16 protein-coding genes and 1 riboswitch are annotated in these 22,657 nt (G+C 65.4%); of the genes, 7 read left to right on the plus strand and 9 right to left on the minus strand.

The window, feature by feature from the left end:
- Positions 1-2,061 (minus strand): DNA topoisomerase IV subunit B, encoded by a 2,061-nt coding sequence (gene parE / locus ACFOHJ_RS16265; protein ID WP_378222234.1) that lies wholly within the window; start codon positions 2,059-2,061, stop codon positions 1-3.
- Between the two features lie 285 nt (positions 2,062-2,346).
- On the opposite strand from parE, the gene ACFOHJ_RS16270 reads away from it, so the two are divergent.
- Positions 2,347-2,613 carry a helix-turn-helix domain-containing protein gene (locus ACFOHJ_RS16270; RefSeq protein ID WP_378222236.1) on the plus strand — a complete coding sequence of 89 codons (267 nt, stop codon included), beginning with the start codon at positions 2,347-2,349 and terminating at the stop codon, positions 2,611-2,613.
- Positions 2,614-2,688: 75 nt separating this feature from the next.
- The gene (locus ACFOHJ_RS16275; protein ID WP_378222238.1) at positions 2,689-4,425 is read left to right on the plus strand and encodes a SulP family inorganic anion transporter; all 1,737 of its coding nucleotides are present in this window, start codon (positions 2,689-2,691) and stop codon (positions 4,423-4,425) included.
- Positions 4,426-4,634: 209 nt separating this feature from the next.
- Here the strand turns inward: ACFOHJ_RS16275 and gcvP are convergent, their stop codons facing one another.
- The 7 genes from gcvP to ACFOHJ_RS16310 all read right to left on the minus strand — a co-directional run bounded on the left by gcvP (position 4,635) and on the right by ACFOHJ_RS16310 (position 12,107).
- Positions 4,635-7,445, minus strand: a complete 2,811-nt coding sequence (gene gcvP / locus ACFOHJ_RS16280) for an aminomethyl-transferring glycine dehydrogenase (protein ID WP_378222239.1) — start codon at positions 7,443-7,445, stop codon at positions 4,635-4,637.
- A gap of 17 nt (positions 7,446-7,462) precedes the next feature.
- Positions 7,463-7,831 carry a glycine cleavage system protein GcvH gene (gene gcvH, locus ACFOHJ_RS16285; protein WP_378222241.1) on the minus strand — a complete coding sequence of 123 codons (369 nt, stop codon included), beginning with the start codon at positions 7,829-7,831 and terminating at the stop codon, positions 7,463-7,465.
- Between the two features lie 5 nt (positions 7,832-7,836).
- Entirely contained in the window at positions 7,837-8,937 is a 1,101-nt protein-coding gene (gene gcvT, locus ACFOHJ_RS16290) for a glycine cleavage system aminomethyltransferase GcvT (RefSeq protein ID WP_378222243.1), read from the minus strand.
- Between the two features lie 152 nt (positions 8,938-9,089).
- A riboswitch (glycine riboswitch) is annotated at positions 9,090-9,176 on the minus strand.
- 109 nt (positions 9,177-9,285) lie between these two features.
- Positions 9,286-9,675 (minus strand): helix-turn-helix domain-containing protein, encoded by a 390-nt coding sequence (locus ACFOHJ_RS16295; protein WP_378222245.1) that lies wholly within the window; start codon positions 9,673-9,675, stop codon positions 9,286-9,288.
- Positions 9,676-9,819: 144 nt separating this feature from the next.
- Entirely contained in the window at positions 9,820-10,458 is a 639-nt protein-coding gene (locus tag ACFOHJ_RS16300; protein WP_378222247.1) for a DUF1345 domain-containing protein, read from the minus strand.
- A gap of 41 nt (positions 10,459-10,499) precedes the next feature.
- A complete protein-coding gene (locus tag ACFOHJ_RS16305; RefSeq protein ID WP_378222249.1) occupies positions 10,500-10,967 on the minus strand; it encodes a YaiI/YqxD family protein in 468 nt (155 codons plus the stop codon).
- Positions 10,968-10,979: 12 nt separating this feature from the next.
- Entirely contained in the window at positions 10,980-12,107 is a 1,128-nt protein-coding gene (locus ACFOHJ_RS16310) for an S-(hydroxymethyl)glutathione dehydrogenase/class III alcohol dehydrogenase (protein WP_378222251.1), read from the minus strand.
- 185 nt (positions 12,108-12,292) lie between these two features.
- On the opposite strand from ACFOHJ_RS16310, the gene ACFOHJ_RS16315 reads away from it, so the two are divergent.
- The 5 genes from ACFOHJ_RS16315 to ACFOHJ_RS16335 all read left to right on the plus strand — a co-directional run bounded on the left by ACFOHJ_RS16315 (position 12,293) and on the right by ACFOHJ_RS16335 (position 21,190).
- Positions 12,293-14,305, plus strand: a complete 2,013-nt coding sequence (locus ACFOHJ_RS16315) for an acetyl-CoA carboxylase biotin carboxylase subunit (protein WP_378222252.1) — start codon at positions 12,293-12,295, stop codon at positions 14,303-14,305.
- 102 nt (positions 14,306-14,407) lie between these two features.
- Positions 14,408-17,914, plus strand: a complete 3,507-nt coding sequence (gene dnaE, locus ACFOHJ_RS16320) for a DNA polymerase III subunit alpha (RefSeq protein ID WP_378222254.1) — start codon at positions 14,408-14,410, stop codon at positions 17,912-17,914.
- A gap of 7 nt (positions 17,915-17,921) precedes the next feature.
- Complete coding sequence (locus ACFOHJ_RS16325; RefSeq protein WP_378222255.1) at positions 17,922-18,719, plus strand: potassium channel family protein; 798 nt, start codon at positions 17,922-17,924, stop codon at positions 18,717-18,719.
- Positions 18,720-18,810: 91 nt separating this feature from the next.
- Positions 18,811-19,908: a carboxynorspermidine decarboxylase gene (gene nspC / locus ACFOHJ_RS16330; RefSeq protein ID WP_378222338.1), complete on the plus strand. Its 1,098-nt coding sequence runs from the start codon at positions 18,811-18,813 to the stop codon at positions 19,906-19,908.
- Positions 19,909-19,954: 46 nt separating this feature from the next.
- The gene (locus ACFOHJ_RS16335; protein WP_378222257.1) at positions 19,955-21,190 is read left to right on the plus strand and encodes a saccharopine dehydrogenase family protein; all 1,236 of its coding nucleotides are present in this window, start codon (positions 19,955-19,957) and stop codon (positions 21,188-21,190) included.
- Positions 21,191-21,229: 39 nt separating this feature from the next.
- On the opposite strand, the gene ACFOHJ_RS16340 is transcribed toward ACFOHJ_RS16335, so the two are convergent.
- Entirely contained in the window at positions 21,230-22,582 is a 1,353-nt protein-coding gene (locus ACFOHJ_RS16340; RefSeq protein WP_378222259.1) for a DNA polymerase IV, read from the minus strand.
- Between the last annotated feature and the right edge of the window lie 75 nt (positions 22,583-22,657).

Consider the following 22,657-nt stretch of genomic DNA (forward strand, 5'->3'; position numbering starts at 1 on the left):
TCAGATGTCCAGCGCGTCGGCTTCCGCGAACTCGGCGCGTTCCTGGATGAAGCGGAAGCGCGCTTCCGGCTTGGTGCCCATCAGCGCTTCCACCGCTTCCTTGGTTTCCTTTTCGGCGTCGATCACGTCGACCCTGAGAAGCGTGCGCTTCTTCGGGTCCATGGTGGTTTCCTTCAGCTGGCCGGCCATCATTTCGCCGAGGCCCTTGAAGCGGCCGATTTCGACCTTGCCGCGCCCGGTAAACTCCGTGCGCAGCAATTCGTCCTTGTGGGCGTCGTCGCGCGCATAGGCGATCTTGCCGCCCTGGCGGATCGAGTAGAGCGGCGGCACCGCCATGTAGAGGTGGCCGCCGCGGATCAGCGCCGGCATCTCCTGATAAAAGAAGGTGATGAGCAGCGAGGCGATATGCGCGCCGTCGACATCGGCGTCGGTCATGATGATGACGCGGTCGTAGCGAAGGTCCTCGTCGCGGTACTTGGAGCGCGTGCCGCAGCCCAGCGCCTGGATCAGATCCGAAATCTGCTGGTTGGCCGTCAGCTTGTCGTGGCCGGCGCTGGCGACATTGAGGATTTTTCCGCGCAATGGCAGCACCGCCTGGCTGGCGCGGTCGCGCGCCTGCTTGGCCGAGCCGCCGGCCGAATCGCCCTCGACGATGAACAGTTCGGCGCCGGCGGCCGCGTTCTGCGTGCAGTCGGCGAGCTTGCCCGGCAGGCGCAGCTTGCGCACCGCGCTCTTCCTCGACACTTCCTTTTCCTGGCGCCGGCGCACCCGCTCGTCGGCGCGCGCCACCACCCAGTCGAGCAGCTTCGAGGCTTCCTGCGGGTTGGCGGCCAGCCAGTGGTCGAACGGGTCGCGGATGGCGTTCTCGACGATGCGTACCGCCTCGATGGTCGCCAGCCGGTCCTTGGTCTGGCCGACGAACTCCGGCTCGCGGATGAACACCGACAGCATGCCTGCCGCCGAGATCATCACGTCTTCCGAACTGATGACGGAGGCGCGCTTGTTGCCGATCAACTCGCCATAGGCGCGCAATCCGCGCGTCAGCACGTTGCGGAAGCCGGCCTCATGCGTGCCGCCTTCGCCGGTCGGCACGGTGTTGCAGTAGGAAAGCAGATAACCGTCGCCGCCGTACCAGCTCACCGCCCATTCGAGCGAGCCGTGGCCACCCTGCTTTTCCGTCTTGCCGGCAAAGATTTCCTGCGTGACCTGGAATTCGCTGCCGAGCGAGGAGGCGAGGTAGTCCTTGAGACCGCCGGGGAAGTGGAAGGTCGCCCTGGGCGGCGTCTCGTCCTTTTCCTTGAGCAGCGAGGGGTCGCAGGCCCAGCGGATTTCGACGCCGCCGAACAGATAGGCTTTCGCGCGCGTCATCTTGTAGAGGCGCGCCGGCTCGAAGGCCGCGCCCTTGCCGAAAATCTGCTCGTCGGGGTGAAAGCGGATTTTCGTGCCGCGCCGGTTGTGGATTTCGCCGAGCTGTTCGAGCCCGCCGGTAGCGACGCCGCGCGAAAAATTCTGGCGATAGAGCTTGCGGCCGCGCGCCACCTCCACTTCCAGGCTGTCGGACAGCGCGTTGACCACGGAAACGCCGACGCCATGCAGGCCGCCGGACGTCTCGTAGACCTTGGAATCGAATTTGCCGCCTGAATGCAGCGTCGTCATGATGACTTCGAGCGCCGGCTTTTTGAACTTCGGGTGCATGTCGACCGGGATGCCGCGGCCATTGTCGGTGACGGACAGAAAGCCGTCCGCCGAAAGCTCGACCTCGATGAAGGTGGCGTGGCCGGCCACCGCCTCGTCCATCGAGTTGTCGATGACTTCCGCGAACAGGTGGTGCAGCGCCTTGGCGTCGGTGCCGCCGATATACATTCCGGGGCGGCGGCGCACCGGCTCCAGCCCTTCCAGAACCTCGATGTCGGCGGCGCTGTAGCCGTCGCTGCCATCGGCGACGGGGGCGGTTTTCTTCAGCGTCGACTTCTGCAGCGCCAGCACCATCGGGTCCAATGGGCGCGCGGCCGGCTGCGGCCGCTTGTCGAGACTGCCGAAAAGATCGTTGGCGTCATCCATCGAGATCAGATTTCCAATATTTCGAATCACTGCCGATACTGCCATGCTTTGCAAGGCAAGGCATCCGGGTTCGTGTTCTGTTCATGGGAGAGCGGCGGGTCAAGCCCTATCGGGGGATTTGTCCCGCTTTGTGGCCGATGCGGCACGCGGCGGTGGTCCCACCGCTCGCCCAAGGCGCCGAGTTTGAAACGTTACTTTGAATATATGGTGCGGCATTCTTGATAGATGACACATCAATATGGAGGTGATAATGATCGTTCTGATAATTGAAAGCGGTTCAATCTCGTGATTACCGGTGGCCAGATGAAGGCGGCTCGCGCGCTGTTGGGGATCGACCAGAAGCAACTGGCGGAACTCGCCGGGCTTTCGGTGCCGACCATCCAGCGCATGGAAGCCAGCGAAGGCACCGTTCGCGGCGTCGTCGAGAGCCTGACGAGGGTCGTCGAGGCGCTCAGCCGCGCCGGCGTCGACCTGATCGGCGAGGGGGCCGCCAGCACCGGCGGCGGGCGCGGCGTGCGGCTGAAGGAACCGGCACCGACGCCGGGTGGTTGAGCCGCGGTTTTTCCTGACGGCGAGCGCCGACCTGTGCCGACGATCCGCCGCCTCCGATGAGGTAGCAGAGCTCAAATGACCACACAGACGTTTTCCTCGCAGTCGGCGCGGCCGAGCTTTGCGGAGCTCTATACGCCCAAGCTCGTCACCGTCTTGCGCGAGGGCTACACGTTCGGTCACTTCCGCGCCGACGTCATGGCCGGGCTGACGGTGGCGATCGTGGCGCTGCCCCTGTCCATGGCGATTGCCATCGGCTCCAACGCTTCGCCGGCGCAGGGACTCTATACCTCGATCGTCGGCGGCTTCTTCGTCTCGCTGCTCGGCGGTAGCCGCTTCCAGATGGGCGGGCCGGCCGGCGCCTTCATCGTACTGGTGGCGGCCACCGTGCAGCAGCACGGCACGGACGGGCTGATCCTGGCCACGATCATAGCGGGCTTCATGCTGATGGCCATCGGCTACCTGCGGCTCGGCACCTATATCAAGTTCATTCCCTATCCGGTCACCATCGGCTTTACCGCCGGCATCGCGCTGACGATCTTTTCGGGCGAGATCACCCATCTGTTCGGCCTTTCCTTCAGCGGGACGGAGCCGGGGCCGCTGACGCAGAAGATCCCTTTCCTGTGGGAACACCTGCCGACGTTCTCGCCGGCCACGCTCGCCCTTTCGGTGGCCAGCATCGTCGCCCTCGTCGTGCTGCGCATGGTGCGGCCGCGCTGGCCGGGCATGCTCATCGTCGTGGCGCTGGCGGCGGTTGTGACGGCCGTCCTCAAGCTTCCCGTGGAGACCATAGGCACGCAGTTCGGCGGCATCCCGCGCTCGCTGCCGCTGCCGGCTCTGCCCGCGGTCAGCCTGGAGAAGTTGCAGGCGGTGCTGCCCAATGCGGTGTCCTTCACTCTTCTCGGAGCCATCGAGTCGCTGTTGTCGGCCGTGGTCGCCGACAGCATGACCGGACGGCGCCATCGCTCGAACTGCGAACTGGTCGGGCAGGGGGTTGCCAACATCATGTCCGGCCTGTTCGGCGGCATCTGCGTGACCGGCACGGTGGCGCGCACCGCCACCAATGTGCGGGCCGGCGCACATGGCCCCATCTCGGGCATGATGCACTCGGTGTTCCTGCTCCTGTTCATTCTGGTTGCCGCGCCGCTGGCCAGCTACATTCCGCTGGCGGTGCTGGCGGCGGTGCTGGCGGTGGTGTGCTGGAACATGGTCGAGCGCCACGCCTTCGCAACACTGCTGAAAGCCTCGCACGGCGACGCCGCCGTTCTCCTGGCGACGCTCGGCATCACGCTGTTCCGCGGGCTGACCGAGGCGATCATCGTCGGTTTCGCGCTCGGGTCGGTGCTGTTCATCCATCGCATGTCGCAGACAACGGCGGTGGAAGCCAACCTGCCGCTGGTGGGCGAGGACACGCCGGACGACGGCTCGCGCGGCTCTTATGACGAGCGGGCGCAGCAGGACCCGAGCGTCGTCGTCTACCGGATTTCGGGCGCCTTCTTCTTCGGCGCCGCATCGTCCATCGGTGCGGTGCTGGAGCGGATCGGCGAAGGCCACCGCAACCTCGTGGTCGATTTCACCGCCGTGCCGTTCGTGGATTCCACCGGCGCTCAGACCATCGAGAACCTGGCGCGCAAGGCTGCCGGCCGCAATGTCGGTGTCTACCTGACCGGCACCTCGGCCAACGTCAAAAGGGAACTGGCTGCGCACGGCATAAGGCCGCCGCTGGTGCATCTCGCGCCGACCATCGAGCGGGCGTTGGCGGAGATACACAAACGGGAGCCGGCGCTTGCGGCACCGGCCCCCACCGAAGGGTAGGGCTATTGTTTATGCGGCTCGCCCCCCACTCCGCCGCGCTTCGCGCGCCACCTCTCCCCACATGCGTGGGGTAGAGGAAACACTGGCTGCAAGCACAGCGCCCTTCCTCTACCCTTTTGAGGGGGAGAGGTGGTTTGCGGAGCAACCCGGAGTGGGGGTCTGCCGCACCATAGGCGATGGCCTTGCGTCGAGGTTTGAAAGACTGGCCCTTACTCCGCCGCGCCCAGATAGTTGCTGAGCGGCGGGCAGGAGCAGATCAGGTTGCGGTCGCCGGCGACATTGTCGATGCGCGAGACCGGCGGCCAGTATTTGGCGGCCGTATCGACATTGCCGGCGGGATAGGCCGCTTCCAGCCGCGAATAGGGATGCGCCCATTCCGCCGCCAGCGTTTCGGCGGCCGTATGCGGGGCATTGACCAGCGGGTTGTCGCCGGCCGGCCATTCGCCGCCGGCCACCTTCGCCGCCTCGCCGGCAATCGCGATCATCGCCTCGCAGAAGCGGTCGAGTTCGCGCTTCGGCTCGGATTCGGTCGGCTCCACCATCAGCGTGCCGGCGACCGGGAACGACATGGTCGGGGCATGGAAGCCGTAGTCGATCAGCCGCTTGGCGATGTCCTCGACGCCGATGCCGGCGCTTTCCTTGAGCACGCGGGTGTCGAGGATGCACTCATGCGCCACGCGCCCGCCGCGCCCCTTGTAGAGAACGGGGTAATGCGCCTCCAACTGGTGGGCGATGTAGTTGGCCGACAGGATTGCGGTTTCGGTCGCTTCCTTGAGCCCGTCCGCCCCCATCATGCGGATATACATCCAGGTGATCGGCAGGATCGAGGCGCTGCCGAAGGGGGCCGCCGCCACCGCATGTGCGGTGCCTTCGGCGACGTGGCCGGGCAGGTAAGGCTTCAGATGCGCCTTGACGCCGATCGGCCCGACGCCGGGGCCGCCGCCGCCATGCGGGATGCAGAAGGTCTTGTGCAGGTTCATGTGGCAGACATCGGCGCCGATGTCGCGCGGCCGCGCCAGCCCAACCAGCGCGTTGAGGTTGGCGCCGTCGAAATAGACCTGCCCGCCCTGTTCATGGACGATGGCGCAGATATCTTTCGCACCTTCCTCATAGACGCCGTGGGTCGAGGGATAGGTGAACATCAGCGCCGCCAGTTCGGCGGCATGCTCTGCAGCCTTCGCCTTCAGGTCGTCGATGTCGATGTTGCCGTCCTCGGTGCAGCGCACCACCACCACCTTCATGCCGGCCATGGCCGCACTTGCCGGATTGGTGCCGTGGGCGGAGGAGGGGATGAGGCAGACGTTGCGGTGGCTTTCGCCGCGCGAGCGGTGATAGCCGCGAATGGCGAGCAGGCCGGCGAATTCGCCCTGGCTGCCGGCATTCGGCTGCAAGGTCACGGCGTCGAAGCCGGTGATTTCGGCAAGCCAGCCTTCCAGTTCGTCGATCATGCCGCGCAGGCCGGCCGCATGGGCTCTCGGCGCGAACGGATGCAGGTTGGCGATTCCCGGCCAGCTTACCGGCATCATCTCGGCGGCGGCGTTGAGCTTCATGGTGCAGGAGCCGAGCGGGATCATGGTGCGGTCGAGCGCCAGGTCCTTGTCGGCCAGCCGGCGCAGGAAGCGCATCATCTCGGTTTCCGAGCGGTTCTCGTGGAACACAGGCTGCGTCAGGAACTCGTTGCCGCGCGGCTTGCCGGGCATCGCCCGTGCCGCCTTGGCGCCTGCCTTGGCCCCGAAAAGCGCGGCGATGGCTTCGAGATCGGCCTCGTTCGAGGCTTCGTCGAAAGTAATGCCGATGCGGTCGGCGTCGATCAGGCGCAACAGCAGACCGGCCTTCTCGGCAGCCGCGGCAATGTCCGCAGCCTTGCCCTTGGTATCGACCGTCACCGTGTCGAAGCGCTGCGTTCCCTCGACGGCGAGGCCGGCCGCGCGCAGGCCTTCGGTGAGGCGGCCGGCCAGCGCGTGGACCTGCGCGGCGATCGCCTGCAGGCCTTCCGGACCGTGCCAGACGGCATAGGCGGCCGCCATGTTGGCCAGCAGCGCCTGCGCGGTGCAGATGTTGGAGGTGGCCTTGTCGCGGCGGATGTGCTGCTCGCGCGTCTGCAGGGCAAGGCGGTAGCCGGCGCGCCCCATGGTGTCGATGGACTGGCCGACGAGGCGGCCAGGCATCAGCCGGGTCAGCTTTTCGGAGACCGCGCAATAGGCGGCATGCGGACCACCGTAGCCCATCGGCACGCCGTAGCGCTGCATGGAGCCGACGGCGATGTCGGCGCCGAGCTTTGCCGGCGCGTCGGTAAGCGTCAGCGCCAGCGGGTCGGCGACGAAGACGACCAGGGCGCCCTCCGCGTGTGCCTTTTCGATGGCCGCCTTGTGGTCGCCATAGACGCCGAAGGTGTCAGGCCACGAGACGAGAAGGGCGGCGGTGTTCTCATCGATGCTGTCGCCGTCGATCTCGATGCCGAGCGGCTCGGAGCGGGTGTGCAGCACGTCGATCGTCTGCGGGTGCGGCGTGCCGGCCAGCGCGATCTTGTTGCGCTTGTCGCGGTGGTGGCGCACCGCAATGCCGACCGCTTCGGCCACGGCGGTCGCCTCGTCCAGCAGTGAGGCGGAAGCGACGGGCAGGCCGGTGAGTTCCGTCACCAATGTCTGGAAATGGAACAGGAGTTCCAGCCGGCCCTGGCTGATCTCGGCCTGGTAGGGCGTATAGGCCGTGTACCAGGCAGGGTTCTCGAACAGGTTGCGCTGGATGACCGGCGGCACGTTGACGCCATGATAGCCGGTGCCGATGAAGCTCTTCAGCACGGTATTCTTTGAAATCCGCGCCGAAAGTTCGGCGAGCGCTTCCGCCTCGGTGGCGGGGGCCGGCAGAGCGAGCGCGCGATCGAGCCGGATCGACTTCGGCACCGCCTGGGAAACCAGCGTTTCGAGGGAGGGGACGCCGAGCGTGGCGAGCATGGCGCGCGTGTCGGCCGCAGAGGGGCCGACGTGGCGTGCCAGGAACGGGTTAGGTGCCGTAGTCATGTTTTCGTGCCTTGATCTCAACCGATATGGGAATTGTAGGCGGCTTCGTCCATGAGGCCGTTGAGCTGGCTTTCGTCGGCAAGCTTCATCTTCCACAGCCAGCCGTCGCCGGCCGCGGCCGAGTTGACCAGCGCCGGGTCGGCGGAAAGCGCCTCGTTGGCCTCGGTGATCTCGCCGTCGACCGGCGCGTACACGTCGGAGGCGGCCTTGACCGATTCGACCACGACGGCGGTGTCGCCCTTGGCGAGCTGCCTGCCGATTTCCGGCAGCTCGACGAAGACGATATCGCCAAGCTGTTCCTGCGCGTAGTCGGTGATGCCGATGGTGGCGACGCCGCCCTCGACGCGGATCCATTCATGGTCTTCGGTGAAATAGGTCTTGGTCATCGAATTCATCCTTTGCGATAGCGGTGTGGCGTGAAGGGCAGAGGGTGGATGGCAACGGGAATTTTCGTGCCGCGCACTTCGGCGAACAGCGGCGTGCCGGGCGAGGCCAAAGCAGCCGAGACATAGCCCATGGCGACGGGATGGCCGGCCGAGGGGCCGAAGCCGCCGGAAGTGACGGTCCCTGCCGCGCTGCCGTCGGCGTCGAAAAGCGGGGTGCCGGCGCGCACCGGCTGACGGCCTTCGGGCTTGAGGCCGACGCGCTTGCGGGCCGCCCCGGCCGCAATGGCCGCACGCAAGGCCGGCGCGCCGATGAAGGTGCCGGAAGCGCGGATTTCCTTTGGGATCGCCCACATCAGCCCGGCATCGACCGGGTTGGTGTCGGGGCCGATGTCCTGTCCGTGCAGGCAAAGCCCGGCTTCCAGCCGAAGGCTGTCGCGGGCGGCAAGGCCGATCCACTGCACGCGCTCGTCCTCGAACAGCCTGGCGATCAGCTCGCGGGCGTCGGCTTCCGGCAGGCCGATCTCGAAGCCGTCCTCGCCGGTGTAGCCGGAGCGGGTCAGGAACCAGTCCTTTTTCGGCTCGATTCCGTGCATGAACACCAGCGATCCCGCGTCGATGCCCGCGTGCGAAAGCACGGCCGCCGCATCCGGCCCCTGAAGCGCCAGGAAGACGCGGTCGAGCGGGGTGATACGTACGTCGAAGCCAGCTGCGACAGCCTTCAGATGCGCCTCGTCGGCGACCGCGTTGCCGGCATTGGCCACCACCATGAAGCGGTTGTCGCCAAGCCGGGTGACGATGAGGTCGTCGAGGATGCCGGCCTTTTCGTCCAGAAGCAGCGTGTATTTGGACTGCGAAGGCGCGAGCGCGCCGGCATCGAGCGGGCAGGCGCGGTCGAGCAGGCCAACCGCGTCCGGCCCTTCCACCTCGAACAGCTTCATGTGCGAGATGTCGAACAGGCCGGCGTGCTCGCGCACGTGAAGGTGTTCCTTCATGACGCCGGCCGGATAGGTCAGCGGCATCGACCAACCCGCGAACGGGCCGAACTTGGCGCCGGCGGTTTTGTGGATATCTTCTAGGGGGAGGTGTCTTGCGTCATCGCCCGTCATGTCGTCTCCAGAAAAAGCACGTGATCAGCCGCACGGTGGCGACCGGTTCGTGCCCCTCTGTCTGAAGCCTGAGAGACTGGCACTGCCGGAAATCCGGCTGCGCTTACACCTTCGGCGCGAGGCATTCGCGCCTCGACTTTCCAGAGCGTCGTTTCCCGTCGACGGTTCTTTTGCCTGAGAGATTTCGGGCGATTTCCCCTTCGGCGGCAGCTTTCGCTGCTCTCTCCCGCAAACGGTAGGGCCGGTGAAGGCCCCTGACGCGCTCTCCATAGCCCAGGGGCGACGCTTTGTCACCTAGGGGCGACACGGGCGGCGAAAATTATTCACGAAGCTATGGAGAGCACGCTTTCAGCGGCCGTAGGCGGGGACTCGCCGATCCAGTTCGCTTTCGATCTGGCCGATCAGATGGCCAGTTTCGACATGCAACTGCTTGAGGCGGGTCAACCGATTCTCGAACGCGTCGTCGAAGGCGCTCGATTCGGTTTCCTTCGGGCCTATGCCGATGCCATGGAGCAGCCAGGACAGGCTGACACCCAGGATGCCGGACAGCAGCGACAACCGCCGCGACCCGGGCTGGGAACGATCGGTTTCCCAGGCATTGATGGTTGCGCTCTTTACGCCGAGACGCCAGGCCAGTTCCTTGGTGGTTAGCCCGGCAGCGTCGCGGGCTCGCGAAAAACGGCCGCCGAACGTATCGTTATCCGGCTTTTGTTCGAAAATATTCGGTGTGTCGGACACCCGAGGCACCTCCTGATGGCTTGTGTTTGATTGACCCCGCCGAGCGGATAAGCATAAGGGCGGGGGCCCCAGGTGCAAGGTTCAGGTCAAGGGTTTTCCCTAAGCTGTTGGAATCGCTTGCAAGTAAATGCCGTTTCGGGCCGTTCAGCCGCCCAGGCTGACGGCGAGGTTGACGGCAGCGGCCACGATCACGGTGTTGAAGAAGAACGCGACGACGGAGTGCAGCAGCGCGATTCGGCGCATCCGCGTCGTGGTGATCGCGGTGTCGGCGGTCTGGGCCGTCATGCCGATCACGGTCGAGAAATAGAGGAAATCCCATCCCTTCGGCCGCTCGGTTCCGGGAAACTCGAGGCCACCGACCGGAACCTTCCTGCCCGGCTTGCCTTGCGTGGCCGCCTTTTCGCCGTCCATCCAGTAGATATGGGCGTAGTGCAGGGCGGCCATGGTATGGATGGTGAACCAGCCAAGCGGGATCGAAAGCAGCGCGAAGGTGAGCGCCACAGCGCCGGCGCTTTCCTTGCTGTTGATCAGCTGGAACAGCGAGACGGTGGCTACGCCTACGACGACCAGCGTCACCAGGAAGATCACCATGACCGGCTGATCGGTGGCGCGGGCGTTGCGGCTCAGATAGTCGGCGCTGAGCAGCGGCATGTGCCACAGGACCAGCACGATATAGGCGAGGAAGAAGGCGTTGGCGCCGATCGAATAGGCGAGCGGCGCGTGGAAAAGCAGCGCCACCAGCAGTGCAAGCACGCCGATGCAGGCCGAGACGGCGAACTGCATGTGGCGATGCAATGGTTTCTTTTGCGGCGCCGCAACCATGGTCACGAAGCTGTGGCGGATTTCAGCGCGCGCCGCAAGATGGGGTCCAGTTCGCCGAGAAAGCGGGAGCGGTCCTGCGGGGAAAAGCCGGCATTGTAGCCCTTGCTCTCGCCGGTCTCGCGCAAATGCTGCTTCAGGTTGCGCATGGCCACCGCCATGCCGATGGTTTCCGGGGTGAAGGGGCGTCCGGTCGGCCCCAGCACATGCGCGCCGAGCGCTACCGCGCGGGCGGCGAGCGGAATGTCGGCCGTGATGACGACATCGTTTTCCCGGGCGTTTTCGACGATCCAGTCGTCGGCCGCATCAGCACCCTTCGAGACGACGACGTTGCGGATCATCGGATCGCGCGACGGTCGCAGGCCGCCGTTCGCGACATAGGTGATGGCGATGCCGTGGCGCTCTCCCACCTTCTCCACCTCGGCCTTCACCGGGCAGGCGTCGGCATCGACGAAGATGGTGGGCAGCGCCACGGGCAAGTAACCTCAGTAGACGACGACGGAGCGGATCGACTTGCCCTGGTTCATCAGGTCGAAGCCCTTGTTGATGTCCTCCAGCGGCATGGTGTGGGTGATCATCGGGTCGATCTGGATCTTGCCCTCCATGTACCAGTCGACGATCTTCGGCACGTCGGTGCGCCCGCGCGCGCCGCCGAAGGCCGTGCCCATCCAGCTACGGCCGGTGACCAGCTGGAACGGGCGCGTCGAGATTTCCTGGCCGGCGCCGGCGACGCCGATGACCACCGACTTGCCCCAGCCGCGATGCGAGGCTTCCAGTGCCTGGCGCATGACCTTGGTGTTGCCGGTGCAGTCGAACGTGTAGTCGGCGCCGCCGATCTGGTCGGCACCGCGCTTGGTCATGTTGACGAGGTAGGGGACGATGTCGCCGTCGACCTCCTTCGGGTTGACGAAATGCGTCATGCCGAAGCGCTCGCCCCATTCCTTCTTGTCGTTGTTGAGGTCGACGCCGATGATCATGTCGGCGCCGGCAAGCCTCAGGCCCTGGATGACGTTGAGGCCGATGCCGCCCAGTCCGAAGACGATTGCCGTCGCGCCGATCTCCACCTTGGCGGTGTTGATGACCGCGCCGATGCCGGTGGTGACGCCGCAGCCGATGTAGCAGATCTTGTCGAAGGGCGCGTCCGGATTGACCTTGGCCAGCGCGATCTCCGGCAGCACGGTGAAATTCGAGAAGGTCGAGCAGCCCATATAATGGAACAGCTTTTCGCCGCCGACGGAGAAGCGGCTGGTACCGTCCGGCATCAGGCCCTGGCCCTGCGTGGCGCGGATGGCGGTGCACAGGTTGGTCTTGCGCGACAGGCAGGACGGGCACTGGCGGCATTCGGGCGTGTAGAGCGGGATGACGTGGTCGCCTTTCTTCAGCGAAGTCACGCCCTTGCCGACGTCGACGACGATGCCGGCGCCCTCATGGCCGAGGATGGCGGGGAAGATGCCTTCCGGATCGGCGCCTGACAGGGTGAATTCGTCGGTGTGGCAGATGCCGGTCGCCTTGACCTCGACCAGCACTTCGCCTTCGCGCGGGCCTTCGAGGTCGACCTCCATGATCTCCAGCGGCTTTCCGGCGCCCACGGCTACGGCGGCACGAGTCTTCATCAGGCAGTTCTCCAGTACGATTCGAGAAAACGGTCGGTTGGCCGCAAGGCTAGCAGCCAAGGGCGCCAGCGGGAACCCGGGGCAGGCCCTGTCCACACGACACGATGACGCTGCCGGCTTATTGCCTGCTTGAGCGTTGCTGCGGGAACCCATACAAGAAGAGCTTTCGAGGGGATATCGCCGGCATGTTTTCGAAAATCCTGATTGCCAACCGTGGCGAGATCGCCTGCCGCGTCATCAGGACCGCGCGCAAGATGGGGATAGCCACGGTCGCGGTCTATTCGGATGCGGACCGGCAGGCCGTGCATGTCGCCATGGCCGACGAGGCTGTGCATATCGGGCCGGCGCCCGCGGCGCAGAGCTATCTGGTCGCCGAAAAGATCATTGCCGCCTGCAAGGAGACGGGTGCGCAGGCCGTTCACCCCGGCTACGGCTTCCTGTCGGAGCGCGCCTCCTTCTGCGAGGCGCTCGAGGCCGAGGGCATCGTCTTCATCGGCCCCAAGCCCAAGGCGATCCGCGCCATGGGCGACAAGATCGAATCCAAGAAATTCGCCAGCGAGGCACAGGTCAGCACGGTGCCTGGCTTTCTTGGCGTCATCGAGAATGCCGACCATGCGGAGAAAATAGCGGGCGAGATCGGCTATCCGGTGATGATCAAGGCTTCCGCCGGCGGCGGCGGCAAGGGCATGCGCATCGCCTGGAGCGAAACGGAAGTACGCGACGGCTTCGACCGCGCCCGCTCGGAGGCCAAGAGCTCGTTCGGCGACGACCGCGTCTTCATCGAAAAATTCGTGGTCGACCCGCGGCATATCGAGATCCAGGTGCTGGGCGACGCTCATGGCAACTGCATCTATCTCGGCGAGCGTGAATGCTCGATCCAGCGCCGCAACCAGAAGGTCGTGGAGGAGGCGCCATCGCCGTTCCTCGATGCCGCGACCCGCAAGGCCATGGGCGAGCAGGCGGTGGCGCTGGCCAAGGCGGTGGACTACCAGAGCGCCGGCACCGTCGAGTTCATCGTCGATGCCAACAAGAACTTCTATTTCCTTGAAATGAACACCCGTTTGCAGGTCGAGCATCCGGTGACGGAACTCGTTACCGGCATCGACCTGGTCGAGCAGATGATCCGTGTCGCGGCCGGCGAGAAACTGGCGCTCAAGCAATCCGACATAAAGCTCGACGGCTGGGCCGTCGAAAGCCGCCTCTATGCGGAGGACCCGTACCGCAACTTTCTGCCCTCGATCGGAAGGCTGACGCGCTACCGGCCGCCGGAGGAAGGCGGGGAAGGCGACATCGTCGTGCGAAACGACACGGGCGTTACCGAAGGGTCGGAAATCTCGATGTTCTACGACCCGATGCTGGCCAAGCTGTGTACCTGGGCGCCGACGCGGCTTGCCGCCATCGACGCCATGTCGCAGGCGCTGGACGAGTTCGTCGTCGAAGGCATCGAGCACAATATCCCGTTCCTGTCGGCGCTGATGCAGCATCCGCGCTGGCGCGAAGGGCGGCTTTCGACCGGCTTCATCGCCGAAGAATATCCCGAAGGGTTTTCGCCGATCGTTCCCGACGCGCAGGAAAAGGCGGTGCTGGCCTCGGTTGCGATCGCGGTGGAACTGTTGCGCAAGGACCGTCTCGACCGGCTCGGCGGGCGGCTTGCGCCGCATTCGGGCGCGCTGAAGCGCCACTGGGTGGTGAAGCTCGGCGAGGAGTATCTTTCGGCCGAAATCCTCGAAGGCATGATTTCGATCCCCATGGAGGTCGACCTGTCGATCGCCGGGGGCAAGGCGCTGACGGTGTTGTCGGACTGGCGCCCGGGCGACGCCGTGTGGCGCGGTACCGTGGGCGGCCGTGCTGTTTCGGCGCAGTTGCGGCCGGTGCCCAACGGTGTGCGCATCGCCTGGAAAGGCATGGCGGTCGATGCCCATGCGATGCTGCCGCGCACCGCCGAGCTCGAGAAGCTGATGCCGGAGAAGGTGGCGCCCGATACCTCGAAGCTGCTTTTGTGCCCGATGCCGGGGCTGATCGTCTCGATCGCCGTCGCCGAGGGGCAGGAGGTCAAGGCGGGCCAGACGCTGGCTGTGGTCGAGGCGATGAAGATGGAGAACGTGCTGCGCGCCGAGCGCGACCTGACGGTGGCGAAGCTTGCCGCCAAGCCGGGCGACAGCCTCGCGGTCGATGCAGTCATCATGGAATTCGCATAACCCACAGGCTATTGGGCTAACGCGGTCATTTTGCTGGACGGATGGGGCAGGGTTCCGGACAATGGGCCTGATCTTTCCCCCGAGTCCCGCGAGCGATTGACGATGGCAGAAGACGGATTTCAGAACGACACGCCGCCCCAGGCGGCAGCGCCCGGCGGGCGCGCGTTCATCCACCTGCGCGTCCATTCCGCCTATTCGCTGCTCGAAGGCGCATTGCAACTCGGCAAGATCATCGGCCATGCGGTGAAGGACGGTGCGCCGGCCATCGCCATCACCGACACCAACAACCTGTTCGGCGCGCTGGAATACGCGCAGAAGGCAGTCAAGGACGGCATCCAGCCGATCATCGGCTGCCAGGTCGACCTGGCCTTCTCGGGCGAGGAAGCCGAGGGGCAGCGCGACCGGCGCCGGCAGGGGCCGGAACTGCGGCCGCTGGTGCTGATCGCGGCGACGGAAACGGGCTATGCCAACCTCGTGCGGCTGGTCAGCCGCGTCTACCTGGAAACGCCGCCCGGCGAACCGGTTCACCTGACCACTTCCATGATGGAGGAAAGCTGCGAGGGCCTGATCTGCCTCACCGGCGGCCCGCGCGGGCCGATCGGCCATGCGCTGAAGCAGGAGCGGCGCGATCTCGCCGAGGCCCGCCTGCTTGCATTGAAGGCGATGTTCGGCGATCGGCTCTATGTCGAACTGGAGCGCGTCGGCGCCTATGACCGCGCCATCGAGCAGGCGTCGATCGACCTCGCCTACAAGCACGAACTGCCGCTGGTCGCCACCAACGAGGCCTTTTTCTCGTCGCGCGAGGACTACGAGGCGCATGATGCGCTGCTCGCCATCGCTGACGGTTCGGTTGTGGCCGCGGACAACCGCCGCCACCTGTCGCCGGACAATTATCTCCGCAGCCAGGCAGAGATGGTCGCGCTGTTCGCCGACCTGCCGGAAGCTCTGGACAATACGGTCGAGATCGCGCTGCGCTGTTCCTACTATCCGCAAACCCGCAAGCCGATCCTGCCGCGCTTTACCGGCGGCGACGTCGAGGACGCGGAAGCCGTCGTCAAGGCGGAAGCCGCCGAACTCACCCGGCAGGCGTGGGAAGGGTTGGACAAGCGCCTTGCCGTCCATGGCCCGACCGCCGGCCATACCGAGGAGCAATACCGCGAGCGGCTCGCCTTCGAACTCGGCATCATCGAGCGCATGAAGTTTCCGGGCTACTTCCTCATCGTCTCGGACTTCATCAAATGGGCGAAGGCGCACGGCATCCCGGTCGGGCCGGGGCGTGGCTCGGGCGCCGGCTCGCTGGTCGCCTATGCGCTCACCATCACCGACATCGACCCGCTGCGCTTCTCGCTGCTGTTCGAGCGCTTCCTCAACCCCGAGCGCGTCTCGATGCCGGACTTCGACATCGACTTCTGCCAGGACCGCCGCGAGGAGGTGATCCGCTACGTGCAGGGCCGCTACGGCCGCGACCAGGTCGGCCAGATCATCACCTTCGGTACGCTGCAGGCCCGCGCGGTGCTGCGCGACGTGGGTCGCGTACTGCAAATGCCCTACGGGCAGGTCGACCGGCTGTGCAAGATGGTGCCGCAGAACCCGGCGCATCCGGTTTCGCTGGGGCAGGCGATCGAGGGTGAGCCGCGCTTTGCCGAGGAGGTGGAGAAGGAGCCGATCGTCCAGACGCTGCTTACCGTGGCGCAGAAGCTGGAGGGGCTTTATCGCCATGCCTCGACGCACGCCGCCGGCATCGTCATCGGCGACCGGCCGCTCTCGGAACTGGTGCCGATGTATCGCGACCAGCGCTCGGACATGCCGGTCACCCAGTTCAACATGAAATATGTCGAGCAGGCCGGACTGGTGAAGTTCGACTTCCTCGGACTGAAGACGCTGACGGTGCTGAACACCGCCGTCAAGCTGATCGCCCGGCGCGGCGTCGACATCGATCTGGCGCACATCCCGCTCGACGACGAGAAAACCTATGCCATGCTGTCGCGCGGCGAGGTGGTCGGCGTGTTCCAGGTGGAAAGTGCGGGCATGCGCAAGGCGCTGCTCGGCATGAAGCCCGACTGCATCGAGGACATCATCGCGCTGGTGGCGCTCTACCGGCCGGGGCCGATGGAGAACATCCCGACCTACAACGCCCGCAAGCACGGCGAGGAGGAGATCGCCTCGATCCACCCAAAGATCGACCATCTGGTGAAGGAGACTCAAGGGGTCATCGTCTACCAGGAACAGGTGATGCAGATCGCGCAGGAACTGGCCGGCTATTCGCTGGGCGAAGCCGACCTGCTGCGCCGCGCCATGGGCAAGAAGATCCGCGCCGAGATGGACAAGCAGCGCGAGCGCTTCGTCTCGGGCGCGGTCGAGCGCGGCGTCACCAAGCCGCAGGCCGATTTCATCTTCGACCTCTTGGCGAAGTTCGCCGACTACGGCTTCAACAAGAGCCACGCGGCGGCCTATGCCGTGGTGTCCTATCAGACGGCCTATCTCAAGGCGCATTACCCGGTCGAGTTTCTCGCCGCGTCGATGACCCTCGACATGTCGAATACCGACAAGCTGGCCGACTTCCGGCAGGACGCGATGCGCCTCGGCATCGAGGTGGTCGCGCCCTCGGTGCAGACCAGTTTCCGTGCCTTCGAGGTGGGCGAGAACCGCATCTTCTACTCGCTGGCCGCGCTGAAGGGCGTCGGCGACGCGGCCGTCGAGCACATCGTGGAAAAGCGCAAGGACGGCCAGTTCAAGAGCCTCGCCGACTTCTGCGAGCGCATCGACCCGAAGATCGTCGGCAAGCGCGTGTTCGAAAGCCTGATCATGGCGGGCGCGCTCGACTGCTTCGGCGAGGACCGCGCCACCATGATGGCCGGGGTGGAGCGCATGATGGGATTGGCCGCGCTCGCCCAGCAGAACGCGACCTCGGGGCAGGCCGACATTTTCGGCGCGTCGCTGGGGGCGCAGTCGCAGGCGCTGCACCTGCCTGCCACCGAACCTTGGCTGGCGGCGGACCGGCTGCACCGGGAATTCCAGGTGGTGGGCTTCTATCTCTCGGCGCACCCTCTCGACGAGTACAAGGCGGCGTTGCAGAAGATGCGGGTGCAGAATTGGGCGGAGTTTTCCGCCGCCGTCAAGCGCGGCGCTTCGGCCGGGCGGTTGGCGGGCACCGTCTCCACCAAGCAGGAGCGAAAGACGCGTACCGGCAACAAGATGGGCGTCGTGGTCTTTTCCGACAACACCGGCCAGTACGAGGCGGTGCTGTTTTCCGAGGCGCTGGCGCAGTATCGCGACCTGCTCGAGCCCGGCCGCTCGGTGGTGATCACCGTTTCGGCCGAGGATCGTCCGGAAGGCGTCAACCTTCGCATCAACAGCGTGCAGTCGCTGGACGATGCCGCCGGCCGCGTGGAGAAGCAGTTGCGTATCTTCGTGCGCGGGGCCGCCCCGGTCGACTCGGTCGCCGCCCGCCTCGGGCAGAGCGGCGAGGGCCAGGTCAGCATTGTCGTGCTGAAGGAGGAAGGGCAGGGTGAGGTCGAGGTGGCGTTGCCCAGCCGTTATCGCATCGACCATCGCATTGCCGCCGCCATCGGTGCCGTGCCGGGCGTCGTGGAGGTGGAACTGGTATAGGAGCGGTATGAGCAAGGACGCCGAAGCGGCGGAGCCGACCGGGTTCGCCGCGCTGAGGGACAGGCTGCGCCGGATCTATCACGGCACGACGCCGCTGGCGTTCCGCTTCCGGCTGGCGACGATGGTCGTCGATATCGCCATCATCGCCTTCTTCATCGCCACGCCGGTCCTGCAGGAGACGCCGACCTTCCTGTGGCTGGACTATGCGGTCGCCGCGCTCGTCGCCGCCGACATGACCGCGCGGCTTCTCGCTTCCACCGACATGCCGCGCCTGATGCGGCAGCCGACCTTCCTGGTCGATTTCTTCATCCTGCTGACCCTGCTGTTTCCGACCGCGCTCGCCAATCTCGGCTTCCTGCGCATCCTGCGGCTGTGGTCGCTGTCGCGCAGCGGCGCCCTGTGGCGGCACCTCGAAATGCGGCGCCTTAAAGTCTGGCGCGACGCCAGCCAGGCGGTGGTCAACCTGCTGACCTTCCTGCTGGTCGTCGCCGGCTTCGTCTACACCTTCTTCTTCCGCGACGGTTCCGGCTTTGCCGGCTATGTCGATGCGCTGTACTTCACCGTCGCGACGGTCACCACCACCGGCTTCGGCGATATCGTCCTGCCGGGCATTGCCGGCAAGCTGACGGCGATCGTCACCATGATCATCGGCATCTCGCTGTTCGTGCGGCTGGCGCAGTCGGTGTTCCGGCCGAACAAGGTGTTTTTTCCCTGCCCGCAATGCGGCTTGCAACGCCATGAGCCGGATGCGGTGCACTGCAAGGCCTGCGGCTACCTGCTCAATATCCCCGACGACAACGACTGATTCCGCCGGCGTCCGGGTGCGGGATTTGCCATTTCGGCCACGTTGCCTATAAGGCGCGTTCCCTTCAATGAACGCGCCGAAGCCAATGACCGTGCTTTCCACCCCCTATTACTTGATCGACGAGGCCCGGCTTCTCCAAAATATGGAGAAGATCGCCCGCCTGCGCGAGAAATCCGGCGCCAAGGCGTTGCTCGCCCTGAAATGCTTCGCGACCTGGTCGGCCTTCGACCTGATGCGCCCCTACATGGACGGCACCACGTCGTCCTCGCTGTTCGAGGTGCGGCTTGGGCGCGAGAAATTCGGCGGCGAAACCCATGCCTACAGCGTCGCCTATGGCGACGACGAGATCGACGAGGTCGTCTCCCACGCCGACAAGATCATCTTCAACTCGATCGGCCAGTTGCAGCGCTTCGCCGACAAGGCGTCCGGCATCCGCCGTGGCCTGCGGCTCAATCCGCAGGTGAGTTCCTCCAGCTTCGACCTGGCCGATCCGGCCCGGCCGTTCAGCCGGCTTGGCGAATGGGACGTGGCGCGCGTAGAGACGGTCATGGACCGCATCAGCGGCTTCATGATCCACAACAACTGCGAGAACTCGGATTTTTCGCTGTTCGACCGCATGCTGGCGCAGATCGAGGACAGGTTCGGCTCGCTGCTCAAGCGGGCGGAGTGGGTAAGCCTCGGCGGCGGCATCCATTTCACCGGCGAGAACTATCCGCTGGACGCCTTTGCCGAACGGCTGAAGGCCTTTGCCGGCCGCTACGGCGTCCAGGTCTTCCTGGAGCCGGGCGAGGCCTCCATCACCAAGTCCACTACGCTCGAGGTCACGGTTCTCGATACGCTGTTCAACGGCAAGCATCTCGCCATCGTCGATTCCTCGATCGAGGCGCACATGCTCGACCTCCTGATCTATCGCGAGAGCGCGCGGGTGGAGCCGAACACGGGCCCGCACGAAGTGATGCTGTGCGGAAAATCCTGTCTTGCCGGCGATATTTTCGGCACCTTCCGCTTCGAGCGGGAACTGAAGGTCGGCGACCGGATTTCGATCCAGGATGCCGCCGGCTATACCATGGTCAAGAAGAACTGGTTCAACGGCGTCAAGATGCCGGCCATTGCGATCCGTCAACGCGACGGATCGGTTCGCCTGGTCCGCGAGTTCACCTATGCGGACTATGAGCAGAGCCTGTCCTGAGCTCTGCGCCAACTGCCACCCATCGCAAAAGGATGCTTGACAGGGAATGAAGAAGAACGTGCTCGTTATCGGCGCCGGCGGTGTGGCGCAGGTCGTGGCGCATAAATGCGCGCAAAACAACGATGTGTTCGGCGATATCCATATCGCGTCGCGGACGGCTGAAAAATGCCGTCAGATCGTCGCTTCGGTGCACGAGAAAAAGAGCCTGAAAGGGCCGGGCGTGATCGAGGCGCATGAACTCGACGCCATGGATGTCGAGGCGACCAAGGCCCTGATCCAGAAGGCCGGTTCGCGCATCGTCATCAATGTCGGCTCGCCCTTCGTCAACATGACGGTGCTTTCGGCCTGTATCGCGACGGGTGCAGCCTATCTCGACACGGCCATCCACGAGGATCCGGCGAAAGTGTGCGAGTCCGCGCCCTGGTACGCCAACTACGAATGGAAGCGGCGCGAGGAGTGCGCGAAGGCAGGCGTCACCGCCATTCTCGGCGCCGGCTTCGACCCGGGCGTCGTCAACGCCTATGCGCGCCTTGCCGTGGACGATTATTTCGACACGGTCGATTCGATCGACATCATCGACATCAACGCCGGCAGCCACGGCCGCTACTTCGCCACCAATTTCGATCCGGAGATCAATTTCCGCGAGTTTACCGGCCGGGTGATGACGTGGCAGGACCGGGAATGGAAGATCAACAAGATGTTCGAGGTTCGCAAGGACTGGGACCTGCCGGTCGTCGGCAAGAGCCCGTCCTACCTGACCGGGCATGACGAGATCCATTCCCTGTCCCAGCACCTCGACGTGCCGACCATCCGCTTCTGGATGGGGTTCGGCGATCACTACATCAACGTCTTCACGGTGCTGAACAGCCTCGGCCTGTTGTCGGAGCAGCCGGTCACGACCGCCGAGGGGCTGGAAGTCGTGCCGCTCAAGGTGGTCAAGGCCGTGCTTCCCGACCCGTCGTCGCTGGCGCCCGGCTATACCGGCAAGACCTGCATCGGCGACCTGGTCAAGGGCACGAAGGACGGCAAGTCGCGCGAGGTCTTCATCTACAACGTGGCCGATCACAAAGAGGCTTATGAAGAGGTCGGCAGCCAGGGCATTTCCTACACCGCCGGCGTTCCAGCGGTCGCGGCCGCGATGCTGATCGCCTCGGGCGAGTGGGACGCCAAAAAAATGGTCAATGTCGAGGAACTGCCGCCACGCCCGTTCCTCGACCTGCTCGGCCGGATCGGCCTTCCGACCCGGGTGAAGGAAGGCGAGAGCGACCAACCTTTCGCCTGACGCGATGTAGCCGGCGGAGCCAATCTGGGTCCGCCGGCCTCAGATGCGCTCCCACGGATGCCGGATTTCCGGCCCTTCGTCCTCGTCGGGGCGGGTAGGGCGGCCGCGGTGACCCTTGCCGAACGTATAGCCGGTCTCGACCGCCTTGCCGCCGAACTTGTCGCGCAGGGCGTCGATGGCGCCTTCGGCCAGCGCGCGCTTCCTCGCCTGCACGTCGACGAGGTCGGGCGGGTCGGCCTTTCCGGCATCCGACAGGTCGCTGACCCCAATGCCGAGCAGCCGGTATTTCGTGCCGTCGAGTTCCTTGCCGATGAGGTGGAGGCCAGTCTGGAAGATGCGGTCGGCAAGCCGTGTCGGGTCGTCCAACTGATGGTTGCGGGTCCTGATCCTGAAATCCTGCGTCTTCAGCTTCAGCACTACCGTGCGGCCGGCGAGGTTCGCCTTCTTCAGCCGGGCCGAGACCTTTTCCGACAGGGCGCGAAGCACCGGCACCAGGTCGGCGGCGCCGGCAAGATCGGTGTCGAAGGTGGTTTCGGCCGATACGCTCTTGGAATCCCGGTCCGCCGTCACCCGGCGGTCGTCCTCGCCGCGCGCCAGATAGTAAAGACGGTCGCCCATGCTGCCGTATCGGCGCAGGAGATCGCCGCGTTCCATCTTCTGCAACTGGCCGATGGTGCGGATGCCGTCCTGCTCCAGCGTGGCCGCGAAAGCCTTGCCCACGCCCCAGATCATGGTCACCGGCTGCCCGGCCAGGAAGTCCGGGGCCTCCGCCTCGCCGATGACCGAGAAGCCGCGCGGCTTGCGCAGGTCGGACGCCACCTTGGCGAGGAATTTGCAATAGGAGAGGCCGACCGAGGCGGTGATGCCGATTTCCTGTTCCACCGTGCGGATGAAGCGCGCCAGCACCAGCGCCGGCGGCAGGCCGTGCAGCTTTTCCGTGCCGCCGAGGTCGAGGAACGCCTCGTCGATGGAGATCGGCTCGACCAGCGGCGTCAGCGCCTGCATCATCGAGCGCACCTGCCGCCCGACGCGGGCGTATTTCTCCATGTCCGGCTTGATGACGATGGCGTCGGGGCAGGCCTCCAGCGCCTTGAACATCGGCATCGCCGAGCGGACGCCGTTGATGCGGGCGATGTAGCAGGCCGTCGAGACCACGCCGCGCTTGCCGCCACCGACGATGACCGGCTTGTCCTTCAGCGCCGGGTTGTCGCGCTTTTCCACCGCGGCGTAGAACGCGTCGCAGTCGATATGGGCGAGGTGCAGTCGGTAGAGTTCGGGATGGCGGACCAGCCGGGGGCTGCCGCAGCGCTCGCAACGCGGCGCAGGCCCGCGCTGAAGGGTCAGGCAGTCGCGGCAGAAACCGTGAGCGGGATCGTTGACAGGGGCTGCCATGGTCTGCGAACGTAAAGAGAACGATCGTTATCCTACGTCAGGGCGCGACGGGCGGCAAGGCGGCGAACGAGAGGC

This window comes from Aquamicrobium soli (assembly GCF_042646345.1).
Lineage (GTDB): Bacteria > Pseudomonadota > Alphaproteobacteria > Rhizobiales > Rhizobiaceae > Mesorhizobium > Mesorhizobium soli_A.